Below are 15,508 nucleotides of genomic sequence, written 5' to 3'. Positions count from 1 at the left end.
CCGCGCCCACCGTCCCCTCTGCCCGGCGAGTGCCCTTCGGCCAGGCTCTCCTGGCGCGTCCGGGTCACCCCTAGCGCGTCCGCGTCACCGTCACCCGGTAGTTCCCCGCGGCGTCCGTCCCGGTGACCGCGACCCGGATTCCCTTCCCCGGGTCGTTGAAGCTCTCGCCCGCCGTGAACGGCGCGTCCGACAGTTCCGCTTGGACGTTGGGGCTCCGGGTGCAGCCCCCGCTGTCGCGGTGCGCGTCGTACACCTTCACCGGGCCCAGGCCCGTGTCCACGTCGGCCTCGACCTTGTAGATGAGGACGCCCGGGCGGCACACCGCCTCGTCGTTGCCCTCGTGCGTCCGCACCTCCAGGGCGTAGCCCGTCCGTCGGGAGAGCGGGACGAAGATCAGCCTCGCGCCGTCGGTGCCGGGCCGTTCCAGCGGGGTCAGGGTGTACTCCGAAGTGCCCCTGGTCATCGCGCAGTTCACCTGGGACGGGTCCAGCCAGCCGAGCTTCCACTTGTGCCAGCCGAGGAGGTCGTTGTCGGCGCCCCAGTCCTCGCTCATGATGTCCCAGTGGCCGACCGCGCCGCCGCCCTCCTGGGTGTAGAGGTCGGGCAGGCCGAAGACGTGGCCGTTCTCGTGGGGGAGGACGCGGTAGCCGGTCTGGGAGTAGGTGCCGGAGCCGTCGTCCTGACGGGAGTACACGAAGGAGGCGTTCGAGACCGGGACGCCGTCCGCCACCGGGGCTTCCGTGTTGCCGGCGAACGTCACCGACAGGACCGTGTCCAGGGCGGAGGGGCCCGCGTTCGGGGTGACCAGGACGTTCAGGAGGTCGTACTGGCGGAAGTCCACGGTCGGGTCCGCCGCGGTCACGATGTCCTGGACGAGCTGCCGGTACCCGGGGTCGAAGGGCGCGCCGCGCTCTATGCCGTAGGACCTGAAGGGCTTGGGCATGCGCAGCCAGTGGTCGATCGGGGTTTCGGGGCGGTAGTCGAGGCGGCCGTAGGAGCTGGCGGCGAACCACTCCTGGGTCTTGGGGAAGAACTCGTGGTAGCGGTCCACGGCGGTGCCCTGGCCGGGGGCGTCGGAGAAGTCGACCATCAGGGTCAGGGCGTGGACCGTGCCGGTGGAGCGGGAGTAGCCGCCGGGGGTGGGGATGCCCTCGGACATCTGGACGTCGAGGGGGCCGTTGATCATGCAGGGGCCGAGTGCGGAGGTGCGGGCGAGCGCGACCGGGCCCGCCGCCGTCATGGCGCCCGGGGTGAGGTGTCCGGTGCCGGCCGAGGTGCTGACCGCGAGGGTCAGGACGGTCACGGACGCGAGGGCGGCCACGCGGCGCGGGCGTATCCGACGGCTGGGCTGCATGCAGGGACCCTTCGCGCCAACGGCAGCCGCCGGTCTCCGGCTGCACCCTTTCGATCACCCTGTGTCGTGCGGTGCGAGGGCGCGCGCTGGAGGAGACCGACCGTGTGGTTCTGGTCGGTGGGCGCTGGCGAAGGGCCCAAACGGGATGTGACCCAGGTCACATCAAATAGGTCGTCGGGCGGGAAATAACCGGGGACCGTTTCCCCGTTTAGCCATGTGTCCGAGCGAAACGGGGAGTCCGTCCCCGGATCGCCACCCGTAACCCGTGACTCAAGGAGTTCGCCGTGACGACCGCGATGACCCCCGTACAGCGAAAGGTGACCCGGCCGCGCGCCGACGCTTTGCGCAACCGGGAGCGGATCGTCACCGCCGCCCGCGAGATGTTCGTCGAGTTCGGCCCCGATGTGCCGCTCGACGAGATCGCCCGCCGGGCCGGCGTCGGCAACGCCACGCTCTACCGCAACTTCCCGGACCGCGACGCCCTCGTCCGCGAGGTCGTGGTCTCGGTCATGGACCGTACGGCGGAGGCCGCGGAGCAGGCGCTCGCGGAGACCGGCGACGCCTTCGCCGCTCTGGAGCGCTTCGTGCACGTGTCCGCCGACGAGCGGATCAGCGCACTGTGCCCGATGATCTCCAGCACCTTCGACCAGTTCCACCCGGATCTGGAAGCCTCGCGCGAGAGGGTCGAGCAGCTCATCGACGAGATCATGGAGCGGGCCAGGAGGGCCGGACAGCTCCGGACCGACGTGGGTGTCGGCGATCTGATGGTCGCCGTGGCCCAGCTCAGCCGGCCCCCGGCCGGCACCGGTTGCCTCAGCGCCGACCGCTTCGTACACCGACACCTGCAGCTGTTCCTGGACGGACTGCGGGCCCCGGCCCGCTCGGTCCTGCCCGGCACGGCCGCGACCATGGAGGATCTCCGGCAGCCCTGACCGATTAGTTCAGCGCCGATTAGTTCCGAGCGTCACGCCAGTCCCAACAACAAGCTCCGGCTCTCGTCGTCGTAGACGAGCCGTCCCCGATCACGTTCTTCTTCCGTGTTTTTCCGTCACGAAGTCCCGAAGTGGGTACCACCATGTCTGAATCAGCCCGAAGCGCCCCAGGCGCTCTCGACAAGGGCGACAAGGCCACGCAGGCCGCCGCCGAGCACGAAGCCCATTCCAACCGCTGGAAGGCGCTCGCGTTCATCGCGCTCGCCCAGCTGATGGTCGTGCTCGACGCGACCATCGTGAACATCGCCCTTCCGTCCGCCCAGACCGACCTGGGCATCTCCGACGGCAACCGGCAGTGGGTCGTCACGGCCTACGCCCTCGCCTTCGGTGGACTCCTCCTCTTCGGCGGCCGTATAGCCGACCTGTGGGGGCGCAAGCGCGCCTTCGTCGTCGGTCTGACCGGCTTCGCCGCCGCATCCGCGCTCGGCGGTCTCGCCACCTCCGGCGCCATGATGTTCGGCGCCCGTGCCCTCCAGGGTGCGTTCGGCGCCCTGCTCGCGCCCGCCGCGCTCTCCCTGCTCGCCGTGATGTTCACGGACGCCAAGGAGCGTGCCAAGGCGTTCGGTATCTACGGCGCGATCGCCGGTGGCGGCGGCGCCGTCGGCTTCATCCTCGGCGGTGTGCTGACCGAGTACCTGGACTGGCGCTGGACGTTCTTCGTGAACATCCCGTTCGCGATCATCGCCGCGCTCGGCGCGTACTTCGTCATCCGCGAGCCGGCGGGCGGCCGCAACCGCAACCCGCTCGACATCCCGGGCGTGCTCCTGTCGACCCTCGGCCTGGTCTCGCTCGTCTACGGCTTCACCCGCGCCGAGTCCAACGGCTGGGGCGACTCCTCGACCATCGCGCTCTTCATCGCGTCGGCCGTCCTGCTGGTCTCGTTCGTCATCGTCGAGGCCAAGGTCAAGGCCCCGCTGCTGCCGCTGCGCGTGATCACCGACCGCAACCGCGGCGGTATCTACCTCTCGCTCGGCATCGCCATCATCGCGATGTTCGGCACGTTCCTGTTCCTCACCTACTACCTGCAGGTCGTGAAGGGCTTCTCGCCCATCAAGACCGGCTTCGCCTTCATGCCGATGATCGTGGGCATGATGGTCGGCTCGACCCAGATCGGCACCCGCCTGATGACCCGCCTGCCGGCCCGCCTGCTCATGGGCCCCGGCTTCCTGGTCGCCGCGGTCGGCATGCTCCTGATGACGCAGCTGGAGATCGGCTCGTCGTACGCCTCGATCATCCTGCCCGCGATGCTGCTGCTCGGTCTCGGCATGGGTACGGCGTTCATGCCCGCCATGTCCCTGGCCACCCTGGGCGTCGAGCCCCGAGACGCGGGTGTCGCCTCCGCGATGGTCAACACCTCGCAGCAGGTGGGCGGCGCGATCGGTACGGCCCTGCTGAACACGATCGCCGCGTCCGCGACGACCGCGTACATCAAGGACCACATCGCCGGTGCGGGTACCTCCAAGACCCAGCAGCAGCTCGTCGCGCTGCAGGGCCAGGTGCACGGCTACACCAACGCCATCTGGTTCGCCGTCGGCATGCTGGTGGCGGCCTCGGTGATCGTCGGGGTCCTCGTCAACGCCGGCAAGCAGGGTTCCGACCCGGTCACCGCCTCCGGTGACGACGTCGAGGACGAGTTCAAGATCCCGGTCGTCGCCCACTGACGACGCCCGATCCGGTCGTACCCCCTTCGCACCATCCGTACGTACGGGGAAGGGGACGCCCCGTACGTACGACTCCCAGGAACTGCCCTGGTTCTCGCCTGAGTTGAGCGGCTCAGCGGAGCCAGGGCAGGTCCGCACCCGCTTCGTTCGGCTGAAGTCCCTCGGCGACGATCTCCATGATCTCGCCGAGGGACTTCTGCTGTTCCGGGCTCAGCCGCTCGAACAACGCCTGCCGTACGGCGGCCACATGGCCCGGCGCGGTCCGGCTGAGCACGCCGTAGCCCTCGTCGGTCAGCACCGCGAACTGGCCGCGCTTGTCGGAGGGGCAGTCCTCGCGGCGCACCCACCCGTTCTTCTCCAGCCGCGCGATCGCGTGCGAGAGACGGGAGCGGGTGATCTTCGCGTTCATGGCCAGCTCGGTCATCCGCAGCCGGCGGCGCGGGGCCTCGGCGAGCTGGACGAGAAGGCCGTAGTAGATGTGCGGCATGCCCGCGTCGCGCTGGAGCTGGCGGTCGAGGTGGTCCTCCAGCAGGGTGCTGGCGTGCATGTAGAAGCGCCAGACGCGCTGTTCCTCGATGGTGAGCCAGCGGGCTTCGTCAGCGGGTGCCGCTTCGTCAGCGGGCGCGGGTGCCGTGTTCATGCGTTCCACTGTACGAGAGCTCTCCTTGAAGGTTAAACAAGTGAGGCGTAAGCTCTTCACAGGGAATTTGAGAGTTCAAGCATGGGGAGTGACCGTCATGTCCACCGCCGCACCGGAGCGCATGCCCGCCCTCTACCTCAGCCACGGCGCCCCGCCCCTCGCGGACGACCCGATCTGGCCCGGCGAGCTCGCCGCCTGGTCCGCCGACCTCCCCCGCCCCAAGGCGATCCTCATGGTCTCCGCCCACTGGGAGGAGGCCCCCCTCGCCCTCGGCGCGGTCGACCCCGTCCCCCTGGTCTACGACTTCTGGGGCTTCCCCGAGCACTACTACCAGGTCCGCTACGACGCCCCGGGCGCCCCCGAACTCGCCGAGTCCGTACGGAAGTTGCTGCGCGCCCCGGGCATCCCCGTGCAGGACGTCCCGGACCGCGGCCTCGACCACGGGGCGTACGTTCCGCTCGTCGAGATGTTCCCGGCCGCCGACGTCCCGGTCCTCCAGGTCTCCATGCCGACCCTCGACCCGGCCAAGCTGATGGACATCGGCCGCAAGCTCGCCCCGCTGCGCGACGAGGGCGTACTGATCGTCGGCTCCGGCTTCTTCACCCACAACCTGGCCGCACTGCGCCACACCGGCGGGGGAGTGCCCACCTGGTCCTCCGAGTTCGACGACTGGGGCAGGCAGGCGCTGGAGTCCCGCGACTGGGACGGCCTGCTGGACTTCCTCCACAAGGCCCCGGCCGGGCGCTACGCCCACCCGCGCACCGAGCACTTCGCCCCGCTGTTCGTCACCCTGGGCGCGGCGGACGCGGGCGGCGAGCTGGACACTCCCGAGGCCCTGAACCCCTCCGTGATCGACGGGTTCTGGATGGGGATGGCGAAGCGCTCGGTGCAGTTCGGCTGAGGCTCTCCGCTGTTCGCGGAGCTACAACTCCTTCTCGTACCAGGCGACGTCCCAGTAGCGGCCGAACTTGCGGCCCACCTCGCGGAGGGTGCCGACATGCCGGAAGCCGAAGCGTTCATGCAGCCGCGTGGACGCTTCGTTGGGCTGTGCGATACCCGCGTACGCCCGGTGCACGTCCTCGGCCGCCAGCGCCTCGAACAGGGCCCTGTAGAGCAGCGTTCCGATGCCGCGGCCGCCCGCGTCCGGGGCGAGGTAGATCGTGACCGCGACGGAGGTCGAGTAGGCGGGCCTGTCCCGGTAAGGGCTGGATGTGGCGTAGCCGAGGATTCGCTGTGAGTTCCCTTGGAAGGTCCCGTCCACGGCAACCTTCAGGCGGTATGGCCCGTCTTCAGGGTGGGAGAGCAGCCAAGGGCGGCGCTCCTCCGGCGAGAAGACGGCGGTGTCGAAGGTGATCGGGGTCTCGCGTACGTAGTGGTTGTAGATGTCCGTGAGGGCGTCGAGGTCACTCTCGACTCCCGGCCTGACCTGCACCTCTGTATGTTCCGACAGCATCGTTACCCCCTTGTGGCCGGACAGGGTACTGCAAGATCAGAAAAATAGGGGAGCGGGTTGGGAATTCTGTCCGGATTCCAGTCGTTGTTTCCATCAGATGCAGGGCACACGAGAAGAGTCACAAGACGAGTGCCGAAGCATCACAGGAACACCTGACGAACACCTGCTGACCCACCATCGCAAGGGAGCACGCATGGCAACCCGTGCCGTCGCCCGTCGTAAGTCCGCCTCCGGCGAGACCTCCGGCGTGGCGCGCAGTGTTCGCGCCCATGGCGGCGAGATCGCCGACCGCGACCTGGTCGGCATGTATCTCGACGAAATAGCGCGCACACCGCTGCTCGACGCCGCCAAGGAAGTCGAGCTTTCGCAGACCATCGAAGCGGGCGTGTTCGCGCGCCAGGTCCTTGAGGGCGAGGAGGAGTCCCAGGCGGACGCCACCCGCGCCGAGCTTGAGGCCCTGGTCGCCGAAGGGGAGCGTGCCAAGGACGTCTTCATCCGGTCCAACCTCCGTCTGGTCGTGGCCGTGGCCCGCCGCTACCCCCGTAGCGGACTGCCCCTCCTCGACCTGATCCAGGAGGGCAACGCGGGCCTGGTGCGCGCGGTCGAGAAGTTCGACTACCGCAAGGGCTTCAAGTTCTCGACGTACGCGACCTGGTGGATCCGCCAGGCCATCACCCGGTCGATCGCCGACCAGTCCCGGACCATCCGGCTGCCCGTCCACCTGGTGGAGGAGCTGGGCCGGATCCGCCGGGTGCAGCGCGAGTTCAACCGCAAGAACGGGCGGGAGCCCGAGCACGCGGAGATCGCCGCCGAGCTGGACACCACCCCGGAGCGCGTGACGAACGTCCTGGACTGGGCCCGCGACCCGGTCTCGCTGAACATGTCGGTGGACGACGACGGGGACACCCAGTTCGGCGACCTGCTCGAAGACACCTCCGCGGTCTCTCCCGAACAGTCCGTCATGACCCTGCTGCGCAGCGAGGAACTGGACGACCTGATCGGCCGCCTCGACCAGCGCACGGCCTCCATCATCAAGATGCGGTACGGCATGGAGGACGGCCGGGAGCGCACGCTCACCGAGGTCGGCAAGGAGCACGGTCTGACGCGCGAGCGGATCCGCCAGATCGAGAAGCACGCACTGCTGGAACTGAAGAAGCTGGCCAGCCAGACCGGCTTCGACGCGGCGGCGTAGGCGGCAGTGAGCGCGGCGGGAGCGTTGCCGGGGACGTGAGTCCCCGGCCTCCGACCCGATGGACTCGGTGCACCCCGTGTGCCCCGGTGGACGCGGGGGCGCATACGGCTTTGGTATGTGCGGGCGGCGTACGCCGGGTGGCGGGAGGCCGCGCAAACATGGCCGTGGAACGCCGCTTCAACCTGACAGGCCCTGGGAACAAGACTTCAGGGCCCAGGAGTTCGGGTCCGCGGCCATGCCCGAGACCCCCCTGAGCCAAGTCCCGACGCAAATCCCCCCCCCGGCGCCGGGACTTTCCCGAGCCGGGCTTCGGTGCCTGTCCCCCCAGGCGCCGGGGCCCGGCTCCTTTTCGTCCGCGGGACGGGAATCCGTTGCGGGGATGATGGAGGCGGCCGTGCGCTGGGTGTGGGCAGGCTGGGATGGCGGGGCACCCCGTACCTGAACCCCGGGGTGGCCCGCCGAATGGCAGATTGTGCCACAGAGGCATAGCCTGCCGGGTGTGAGCAGCCCCACCCCAGCACCGGATTCCCGTCCCGCCTCTCCCTCTGCCCCCTCCGCACCGCTCTCGCTGACCGAGCGGCGCAAGGCCGAGACCCGGATGGAGATCGCCCGGGCGGCGGCCGGACTCTTCGCGAAACACGGGCTACGGGCCACCCGCGCCGAGGACATCGCCCAGACCGTCGGCATCGCCCCCCGCACCTTCTACCGCTACTTCGCGACCAAGGAAGAGGCCGTCGCCCCGCTCTACGCGGCCGGTGCCGAGCGCTGGGCGGAGGCGGTGCGCGCGGCCCCGCCCGCACTGTCGGTGCCGGAGGCCCTGGAACACGGGGTGCGCCACACGCTGACCCCCGGGGTGGGCGTCTCCATGAACTCCTGGGCGTGGGTCCGTACCCTGATCGGCCTGGCGGAGTCCAGCCCCGGCCTGCGGAGGGTGTGGGCGGAGGTCTGCCAGGCGTCGGAACGGACCCTGGGCGAGGTGCTGGTGGAACGGATGATCAAGGGCGACCACACCCTCGCCGACCAGACCCTGTCCGTGGCCTCCCTGACCTCCCCGGAGCTGCGCTTCGCCGCCGCCGTTGCAAGTGCCGCCGTACGCACGGCTGTTGAGGGATGGGCGTCCGGGAAGGAACAGCCGGGCTCGGTGGCCGGACCGGCGGAGTCGGCACTGCGGAACCTGCGGGTGCTGCGGGACTTTCCCTGGGGGGAGTTGGGGGCGGCGCGGGGCGCGGTGTGAGGTGCGTGGGGTGCGAGGGGTGTGTCCCTGAGGGTGATGGGGCTCACGCGCCGCCGGCCGCCCGACTGAGCCGTTCCCCCAACTCCCTTACGCACCGCACCAGTTCCTCCGGCTCCTGCACCGTGAACTCGTACTCCAGCATGGCCAGCCGGACGGCCAGCCAGTGCACCGCGTCGCCGGTCGTGGCCCGCAGCCGGCAGGTGTGCGTGTCGAGGGGCTCGGGTGTGCCGAGCCAGGCGGGGATGCGGGCCGCGACGACATCGGCGGGCGCGGCGAAGGTCACGGTGAACTCGTATGTCTCCTGCCGCCGGTACATCGACTGCCGCAGGTACTCCGCGGCGCTTCCCGTGGGCAACTCGCGCGGGGTGAACCGCGCTCCCGTGGCGACGGGCCGGCTCACCCGGTCGACCCGGAACGTCCGCCAGTCCTCGCGGTCGAGGTCGTAGGCGACGAGGTACCAGCGCCGCCCGGTCGACACGAGCCGGTACGGCTCCGTCACGCGCCGGGACTCGGTGCCGTCGCCGGCGCGGTAGGCGAACCGCAGCCGCTCCCGCCCGGCCACCGTCGAGGCCATCACGGTCAGCGTCTCGGGCGCGATGCTCGCCCCGTCGCCACTGGTCAGCGGGGTCGTGGCGGCCTGGAGCGTGGCGACCCGGTGCCGCAGGCGCGACGGCAGCACCTGTTCCAGCTTGGCCAACGCCCGTACGGACGCCTCGTCCACGCCCTCGACCGCGTGCCCGGCGCCCGCGCGCAGCCCGACCGCGATGGCCACCGCCTCCTCGTCGTCCAGCACCAGCGGCGGCATCGCCTTGCCCGCGACGAGCCGGTAGCCGCCGTCGGCCCCCAGCGTCGCCTGCACCGGGTAGCCGAGTTCGCGCAGCCGGTCGATGTCCCGCCGGACGGTACGCCGGGACACCCCGAGCCGGTCGGCCAGCTCGCCGCCGGGCCACTCGCGGGGCGTCTGGAGGAGGGAGAGGAGCTGGAGGAGCCGGGCCGGGGTGTCCGTCGTCATGGGTTCGAGGATGCCGTAGAACTAGGACACGATCTGACCTAATGGGGTCGTAGCTTCAAGCCATGACCTCCACCGAAACCCTTGTGGACAGCCCGGCCCCCGCAGTCCCCGTGACCGCCGCGGCCGACCGGCGGCGCTGGTTCGCCCTCGCGATCGTGATGACCGCGGCCTTCATGGACCTCGTCGACGTCACGATCGTCAACGTCGCGATCCCGTCGATCCAGCGGGACGCGGGCGCATCCTTCAGCCAGATCCAGTGGATAACGGCCGGTTACGCGCTCGCCTTCGCCGCCGGACTCATCACCGGCGGGCGGCTCGGCGACATCCACGGCCGCAAGCGGCTGTTCCTCGTCGGGATCGGCGGCTTCACGCTCGCGTCGGCGCTGTGCGGCTTCGCCGCGAACCCGGAGATGCTGGTCGCCTCGCGCATCCTGCAGGGCGGGATGGCGGCCATGATGGTGCCGCAGGTCCTCTCCATCGTGCACGCGACCTTCCCGGCGCACGAGCGGGGCAAGGTGTTCGGCCTGTTCGGCGCGATCGTGGGGCTCGGGGCCGTCTCCGGACCGCTGCTCGGCGCCCTGCTGACGGAGTGGAACCTGTTCGGTCTCGAATGGCGCCCGATCTTCCTCATCAACCTGCCCGTCGGCATCGCGGGCCTGATCCTCGGCAGCCGCTTCATCACCGAGTCGAAGGCCCCGCGCGCCCTGAAACTGGACCTGGTGGGCGTCGCCCTGGTCACGCTCGGCCTGCTGATGCTGCTCTACCCGCTCACCCGAGGTGACGAACTGGGCTGGCCCGCCTGGGGGTTCGTGTCGATGTCCGGATCGATCGGTGTCTTCGTCGGGCTGGTGGCGTACGAGAAGCGGAAGGCCGCGCAGGACGGTTCCCCGCTCGTCGAACTGTCCCTGTTCGAGGTGAAGAGCTTCGCGGCCGGTATCGCCGTGCAGACCGTCTTCGGCATCGCGCTCGGCATCTTCTTCCTCGTCTGGACGCTGTACATGCAGATCGGGCTGGGCTGGAGCCCGCTGCGGGCGGGGCTGACCGGCGTACCGTTCTCGATCGCCGTCTCGGTGGCGGCCGGCCTGTCCGTGCAGAAGCTGGTGCCGCGCCTCGGCGGACGCAACGTGCTCCAGACCGGTGCGCTGGTGATGGCCGCGGGCGTGCTGCTCTACCTCTGGGAGGCGGACCGGTACCAACTGGCCATCGCCTCCTGGCAGATGGCACTGCCGCTCGTCGTGATGGGCGTCGGCATGGGCCTGATCTTCGCCCCGCTGACCGACACGATCCTCTCCGAGGTACCACGCGAACACGCGGGCTCCGCGTCCGGCCTCATCAACACCGTCCAGCAGATGGGCAACGCGCTGGGGCTCGGGCTGGTGTCGGTGGTCTTCTTCGGGTCGATCGGCGACCGGTTGACGCCGGCCGAGGTGGGGCCGGCGTTCGTGAACGCGTTTCAGCATGCGCTGGGATGGGTGGCGGCGGTGATGGGCGTGATCTTCCTGCTGATGTTCGCGCTGCCGGGGCGGGCGGCGGGGCGGGTGACCGAGGTGGCGACCGAGAATGCGGCCAAGGAGACAGCCAAGGAGACAGCCAAGGAGACAGCCAAGGAGACAGCCAAGGAGGCTGCCCTGAACGGGAGTTGACGCCCTCCGTCGACGTACGACAGCGCCCCGCCCTAAAGCAGTACGGGGGCGGGGCGCTCGACGCGAAGCGCCGGATGATGGCGTACGCCGGTGGTCACGGGGAGGTGAAGGACCTGCGCCACAGCTGACCGCACACCGCACACCACAAGCCACCCTCCCCAAAAAGATCCATCTGCCCGTTCATGTCCACCTGATGCCCGAACCTGTTTACTTTCCGGAAATCCGGGCGTAGCCTCCGAGCGAAACCACAAGTTCGGGCACTGGTCGGAGGCGAACGGACATGTACGCACCGGAGCGGCAGCAGGAGATTCTCCGGCTGGCCCGTGACGGCGGCCGGGTGGACGTGGTGTCGCTGGCCGAGGAGTTCCAGGTCACGGCGGAGACGATCCGCCGGGATCTGAAGACCCTCGACCGAGCGGGCCTGCTGCGCCGGGTGCACGGCGGGGCCATACCGGCCGGGCGGCTCGACTTCGAGCCGGACCTCGCCGAGCGCGAGTCGACGGCGGCCGACGAGAAGGACCGCATCGCCAAGGCGGCCCTCGCCGAGCTGCCGATCCAGGGCACGGTGATCCTCGACGCCGGTACGACGATCGCCCGCCTCGCGGGCATCATCCCGCTGGAGGCCGAGCTGACCGTCGTCACGCACTCCCTGCCCATCGCGGCCCGCCTCGCGGACCACCCGGGCATGCAGCTCCACCTCGTCGGGGGGCGCGTGCGGCACCGTACGCGCGCCGCCGTCGACGCCTGGGCGCTGCGGGCGTACGGCGAGATCCGCGCCGACGTCGTGTTCGTGGCGGCCAACGGCTTCTCCGCCGAGCACGGGCTGACCACGCCCGACCTCGCCGAGGCCGCGGTGAAGCGCGCGGCGATGACCGCCGCTCGCCGGGTGGTGCTGCTGGCCGACTCCGCCAAGCACGGCCAGGAACACTTCGCCCGCTTCGGCGCCCTGAGCGATGTGGACCTCCTGATCACCGACAGCGGGCTGAGCCCAGAAGACGCCACCGCCATGGAGCGCGGCGGCATGGAAGTAGTGCGCGCATGATCCTCACGGTCACCCCGAACCCGTCCCTCGACCGCACTTACGAGGTCCCCTCCCTCGACCGCGGCGAGGTCATACGGGCCACCGGCGAACGCATGGACCCGGGCGGCAAGGGCGTCAACGTCTCCCGAGCGGTCGCCGCCGCGGGCCGTCGTACCGTTGCCGTCCTGCCCTTGGGCGGCGCTCCGGGCGCGCTGGTCGCCAGCCTCCTCGACGCGCAGGGCATCGAGGTCGCGCCGGTCCCGGTCGCCGGGGCCACCCGCTCGAACATCGCCCTCGCCGAGGCGGACGGCGTCCTGACGAAGATCAACGCACCCGGTCCCGAACTGACCGCCGCCGAACAGGAGTTGCTCCTGGAGACCGTGCGGCAGCAGTCCCGTGACGCCGACTGGATCGCCTGCTGCGGCAGCCTGCCGCGCGGCCTCGCGCCGTCCTGGTACGCCGAGTTGGTCGCCCGCGCGCATGCTGCCGGCGTCCGCATCGCACTGGACACCTCCGGCCCCGCGCTCATCGAGGCCCTGCGCGAACGCCCGGACGTGGTGAAGCCCAACGCCGAGGAACTCGCGGAGGCCGTCTCCCGCCCCCTCGCGACCGTCGGCGACGCGGTCAAAGCAGCGGAAGAACTACGGGAGTTGGGCGCCGGCGCGGTGCTCGCCAGTCTGGGCGCCGACGGGCAACTGCTGGTGGACGGCTCCGGTGCCTGGTACGGCAGGGCGCGCGTCGACGTCGTACGCAGCAATGTCGGCGCGGGGGACTCCTCGCTGGCCGGCTTCCTGATCGCCGGCGGCAGCGGCCCGGAGGCGCTCGCCTCGGCGGTCGCCCACGGCGCGGCGGCCGTCCAGCTGCCCGGCAGCGTGATGCCCACCCCGGCCGACCTCGACCCGGCCGCGGTGACCGTCACGGCCGACGTCCCGGTGGACCTCGTACTGACGGAGCCGGTGGCATGAACGTTTCCACGGCCTCCAAGGCGCCCCCGGAACCGGCCATGAAGCGGCGGAACTGCCCGTTAACCGCCGCGGCCGAAGGGAGGCGGGGCATCCCGAGCCGCCCTGTCGCCCGGTGGGGGCGAGGTTTCCCCGGCCTCGCCTCCACCACCTTCATCACCTCCACCAGCTCCACCACCTGCAGTCCCTGCGAAATATCCCGCTTCACCCCCGTCCCCACCCCCGCCCACGGCACCACCCGGGCGATACGCGTGCGAAGGAGCCCGCGATGAGCGAGATGATCACCGCGGACCTGGTCGACCTCGACCTGTCCGCCGATACCAAAGAGGCGGCGGCACGTGCCCTCGCCGAGCGCATGGTCGCCCAGGGCCGGGTCACCGACCTCGACGGCTTCCTCGCCGACGTGGCCGCCCGCGAGGCGCAGATGCCGACCGGCCTGGACGGCGGCATCGGCATCCCGCACTGCCGCAGCGAGTACGTCACCGAGCCGTCGCTCGCCTTCGGGCGCAGCGCCGAGGGTGTCGACTTCGGCGCCCCCGACGGCCCCGCCGACCTGATCTTCCTGATCGCCGCTCCGGCCGGCGCCGACGACGCGCATCTGACGATCCTCTCCGCACTGGCCCGGCAGCTGATGAACGCCGAGTTCACGTCCGCACTGCGGTCGGTGGGCGACGCGGAGAGCGCGGCGGCGCTGATCCGCGGCGACGAGCCCGAGGGCGGCACAGACTCCGCCGCGACGCCGGTGGCGGCCTCCGCCGGCGCCGCGGCGGGCAGTACCGCGGCGGACGACGGTGACGCGCAGCCGTTCCGTATCGTCGCCGTCACCTCCTGCCCGACCGGCATCGCGCACACCTACATGGCGGCCGAGTCGCTGGAGAACGCGGGCCGCGAGGCCGGTGTCGACCTCGTCGTGGAGACGCAGGGCTCGGCCGGTTTCACCCGGCTCGACCCGGCGGTGATCGCGGCGGCGGACGCCGTGATCTTCGCGCACGACGTGCCCGTACGGGACAAGGACCGCTTCGCCGGCAAGCCGACCGTCGACGTCGGCGTGAAGGCGGGCATCAACCGCCCCGCCGAGCTGATCACCGAGGTCCGCGGCAAGGCGGAGCGCGGCGAGGTGACAGCCGGTTCGGGCGCCGCCACCCCCGTCGAGCGCGGTGGTGACGCGGGCGAGGGCTACGGCTCCATGCTCCGCAAGTGGCTGATGTCCGGCGTCAGTTACATGGTCCCGTTCGTCGCGGCCGGCGGTCTGCTGATCGCCCTCGGCTTCGCGATCGGCGGCTACGAGATCAAGTCCGCGCCCTCGGTCATGCAGCACTTCGTGTGGACGCAGACCGACAGCTGGGCCGCGCTGATGTTCCAGATCGGCGCCGTCGCCTTCGGCTTCCTGGTCCCGGTCCTTGCCGGCTACATCGCCTACGGCATGGCGGACCGGCCCGGTCTGGTGCCCGGCTTCGTCGGCGGCATGATCGCCTCCACCATCAACGCGGGCTTCCTCGGCGGCCTGGCCGCCGGTCTGCTCGCCGGTGGTGTGGTGCTGGCGATCCAGAAGGTGAAGATCCCCAAGGCGGTTCGCGGGATCATGCCCGTGGTGGTGATCCCCCTGATCTCCTCGGCGATCGTCGGGTTCCTGATGTTCGTGGTCATCGGCAAACCGATCGCCTCCGCGCAGAAGGGCATGACCGACTGGCTCAACGGCCTCAGCGGCTCGAACGCCATCCTGCTGGGCGCCCTGCTCGGCCTGATGATGTGCTTCGACCTCGGCGGCCCGGTCAACAAGGTCGCGTACACCTTCGCCACCGCCGGTATCGCGGTCGCGAGCCCCAGTGACTCCGCGATGAAGATCATGGCGGCGGTCATGGCGGCCGGTATGGTCCCGCCGCTGGCGATGGCCCTGGCCACGACCGTGCGCGGCAAGCTCTTCACCGAGACCGAGCGCGAGAACGGCAAGGCCGCCTGGGTCCTGGGCGCCTCCTTCATCTCCGAGGGCGCGATCCCGTTCGCGGCGGCCGACCCGCTGCGCGTCATCCCGTCCTCGATGGTGGGCGGCGCGATCACCGGCGCCCTGTCGATGGCCTTCGGCGCGACCCTGCGCGCCCCGCACGGCGGCATCTTCGTGGTCCCGCTGATCGGCAACCCGTTCCTCTACCTGATCGCCATCGCGGTCGGCATGTGCGTCACCACCACCCTGGTCGTCGTACTGAAGGGAATGCGCAAGCTGGCCGCCGGCACTACGGCCCCCGGGGCGCCGGAGGACATATCCGCGCCGACGGCGGACGCGAAGCAGCCCGTCGCCGCCTAGCCTCTTTTGGGCCGCCGTGAGTTGTTCACGGCAACTGCGAGA

The 15,508-nt window shown here is 70.5% G+C and carries 14 protein-coding genes; 10 read left to right on the top strand and 4 right to left on the bottom strand.

Features of this window, described 5'->3' with window-relative positions:
• Positions 1-70: 70 nt before the first annotated feature.
• On the bottom strand, positions 71-1,354 hold the full coding sequence (locus tag AB0I69_RS42175) for a M6 family metalloprotease domain-containing protein (protein ID WP_363101099.1): 1,284 nt from the start codon (positions 1,352-1,354) through the stop codon (positions 71-73).
• Between the two features lie 284 nt (positions 1,355-1,638).
• Between AB0I69_RS42175 and AB0I69_RS42170 the strand changes: the two genes are divergently transcribed.
• Complete coding sequence (locus tag AB0I69_RS42170) at positions 1,639-2,286, top strand: TetR/AcrR family transcriptional regulator (RefSeq protein ID WP_363101098.1); 648 nt, start codon at positions 1,639-1,641, stop codon at positions 2,284-2,286.
• Positions 2,287-2,417: 131 nt separating this feature from the next.
• Entirely contained in the window at positions 2,418-4,007 is a 1,590-nt protein-coding gene (locus AB0I69_RS42165; protein ID WP_363101097.1) for an MFS transporter, read from the top strand.
• Between the two features lie 112 nt (positions 4,008-4,119).
• On the opposite strand, the gene AB0I69_RS42160 is transcribed toward AB0I69_RS42165, so the two are convergent.
• A complete protein-coding gene (locus tag AB0I69_RS42160) occupies positions 4,120-4,647 on the bottom strand; it encodes a MarR family transcriptional regulator (RefSeq protein WP_363101096.1) in 528 nt (175 codons plus the stop codon).
• Between the two features lie 97 nt (positions 4,648-4,744).
• Between AB0I69_RS42160 and AB0I69_RS42155 the strand changes: the two genes are divergently transcribed.
• On the top strand, positions 4,745-5,548 hold the full coding sequence (locus AB0I69_RS42155) for a class III extradiol ring-cleavage dioxygenase (RefSeq protein WP_363101095.1): 804 nt from the start codon (positions 4,745-4,747) through the stop codon (positions 5,546-5,548).
• A 21-nt stretch (positions 5,549-5,569) separates the two neighbouring features.
• On the opposite strand, the gene AB0I69_RS42150 is transcribed toward AB0I69_RS42155, so the two are convergent.
• On the bottom strand, positions 5,570-6,100 hold the full coding sequence (locus tag AB0I69_RS42150; protein ID WP_363101094.1) for an N-acetyltransferase family protein: 531 nt from the start codon (positions 6,098-6,100) through the stop codon (positions 5,570-5,572).
• Between the two features lie 193 nt (positions 6,101-6,293).
• Between AB0I69_RS42150 and AB0I69_RS42145 the strand changes: the two genes are divergently transcribed.
• On the top strand, positions 6,294-7,292 hold the full coding sequence (locus tag AB0I69_RS42145; RefSeq protein WP_363101093.1) for a sigma-70 family RNA polymerase sigma factor: 999 nt from the start codon (positions 6,294-6,296) through the stop codon (positions 7,290-7,292).
• Positions 7,293-7,890: 598 nt separating this feature from the next.
• Positions 7,891-8,526 carry a TetR family transcriptional regulator gene (locus AB0I69_RS42140; protein ID WP_363101152.1) on the top strand — a complete coding sequence of 212 codons (636 nt, stop codon included), beginning with the start codon at positions 7,891-7,893 and terminating at the stop codon, positions 8,524-8,526.
• Between the two features lie 43 nt (positions 8,527-8,569).
• Here AB0I69_RS42140 and AB0I69_RS42135 read toward each other — a convergent pair whose 3' ends face one another.
• Positions 8,570-9,538, bottom strand: a complete 969-nt coding sequence (locus AB0I69_RS42135; protein ID WP_363101092.1) for a YafY family protein — start codon at positions 9,536-9,538, stop codon at positions 8,570-8,572.
• A 62-nt stretch (positions 9,539-9,600) separates the two neighbouring features.
• On the opposite strand from AB0I69_RS42135, the gene AB0I69_RS42130 reads away from it, so the two are divergent.
• From AB0I69_RS42130 to AB0I69_RS42110, 5 genes are all read left to right on the top strand, one after another.
• Entirely contained in the window at positions 9,601-11,181 is a 1,581-nt protein-coding gene (locus AB0I69_RS42130) for an MFS transporter (protein WP_363101091.1), read from the top strand.
• Positions 11,178-11,309: a hypothetical protein gene (locus tag AB0I69_RS42125; protein WP_363101090.1), complete on the top strand. Its 132-nt coding sequence runs from the start codon at positions 11,178-11,180 to the stop codon at positions 11,307-11,309. The genes AB0I69_RS42130 and AB0I69_RS42125 overlap by 4 nt, the downstream gene beginning before the upstream one ends.
• Before the next feature lie 152 nt (positions 11,310-11,461).
• On the top strand, positions 11,462-12,223 hold the full coding sequence (locus AB0I69_RS42120; RefSeq protein ID WP_363101089.1) for a DeoR/GlpR family DNA-binding transcription regulator: 762 nt from the start codon (positions 11,462-11,464) through the stop codon (positions 12,221-12,223).
• Complete coding sequence (gene pfkB, locus AB0I69_RS42115; protein ID WP_363101088.1) at positions 12,220-13,167, top strand: 1-phosphofructokinase; 948 nt, start codon at positions 12,220-12,222, stop codon at positions 13,165-13,167. Before AB0I69_RS42120 ends, pfkB begins: the two co-directional genes overlap by 4 nt.
• A 265-nt stretch (positions 13,168-13,432) precedes the next feature.
• Positions 13,433-15,466, top strand: a complete 2,034-nt coding sequence (locus AB0I69_RS42110; RefSeq protein ID WP_363101087.1) for a fructose-specific PTS transporter subunit EIIC — start codon at positions 13,433-13,435, stop codon at positions 15,464-15,466.
• The last annotated feature ends 42 nt before the right edge of the window (positions 15,467-15,508 follow it).

Origin of the sequence: Streptomyces sp. NPDC050508, from assembly GCF_040655155.1 — a bacterium.
GTDB lineage: Bacteria > Actinomycetota > Actinomycetes > Streptomycetales > Streptomycetaceae > Streptomyces.
This window is presented reverse-complemented; position numbering and strand designations above follow the sequence as displayed.

Excerpts from the sequence above, each read along its gene's own strand:
- AB0I69_RS42175 (WP_363101099.1), bottom strand. The coding sequence starts at position 1,354 with ATGCAGCCCAGCCGTCGGATACGCCCGCGCCGCGTGGCCGCCCTCGCG.
- AB0I69_RS42160 (WP_363101096.1), bottom strand. The coding sequence starts at position 4,647 with ATGAACACGGCACCCGCGCCCGCTGACGAAGCGGCACCCGCTGACGAA.
- AB0I69_RS42155 (WP_363101095.1), top strand. The coding sequence starts at position 4,745 with ATGTCCACCGCCGCACCGGAGCGCATGCCCGCCCTCTACCTCAGCCAC.
- AB0I69_RS42150 (WP_363101094.1), bottom strand. The coding sequence starts at position 6,100 with ATGCTGTCGGAACATACAGAGGTGCAGGTCAGGCCGGGAGTCGAGAGT.
- AB0I69_RS42145 (WP_363101093.1), top strand. The coding sequence starts at position 6,294 with ATGGCAACCCGTGCCGTCGCCCGTCGTAAGTCCGCCTCCGGCGAGACC.
- AB0I69_RS42140 (WP_363101152.1), top strand. The coding sequence starts at position 7,891 with ATGGAGATCGCCCGGGCGGCGGCCGGACTCTTCGCGAAACACGGGCTA.
- AB0I69_RS42135 (WP_363101092.1), bottom strand. The coding sequence starts at position 9,538 with ATGACGACGGACACCCCGGCCCGGCTCCTCCAGCTCCTCTCCCTCCTC.
- AB0I69_RS42130 (WP_363101091.1), top strand. The coding sequence starts at position 9,601 with ATGACCTCCACCGAAACCCTTGTGGACAGCCCGGCCCCCGCAGTCCCC.
- AB0I69_RS42120 (WP_363101089.1), top strand. The coding sequence starts at position 11,462 with ATGTACGCACCGGAGCGGCAGCAGGAGATTCTCCGGCTGGCCCGTGAC.
- pfkB (WP_363101088.1), top strand. The coding sequence starts at position 12,220 with ATGATCCTCACGGTCACCCCGAACCCGTCCCTCGACCGCACTTACGAG.
- AB0I69_RS42110 (WP_363101087.1), top strand. The coding sequence starts at position 13,433 with ATGAGCGAGATGATCACCGCGGACCTGGTCGACCTCGACCTGTCCGCC.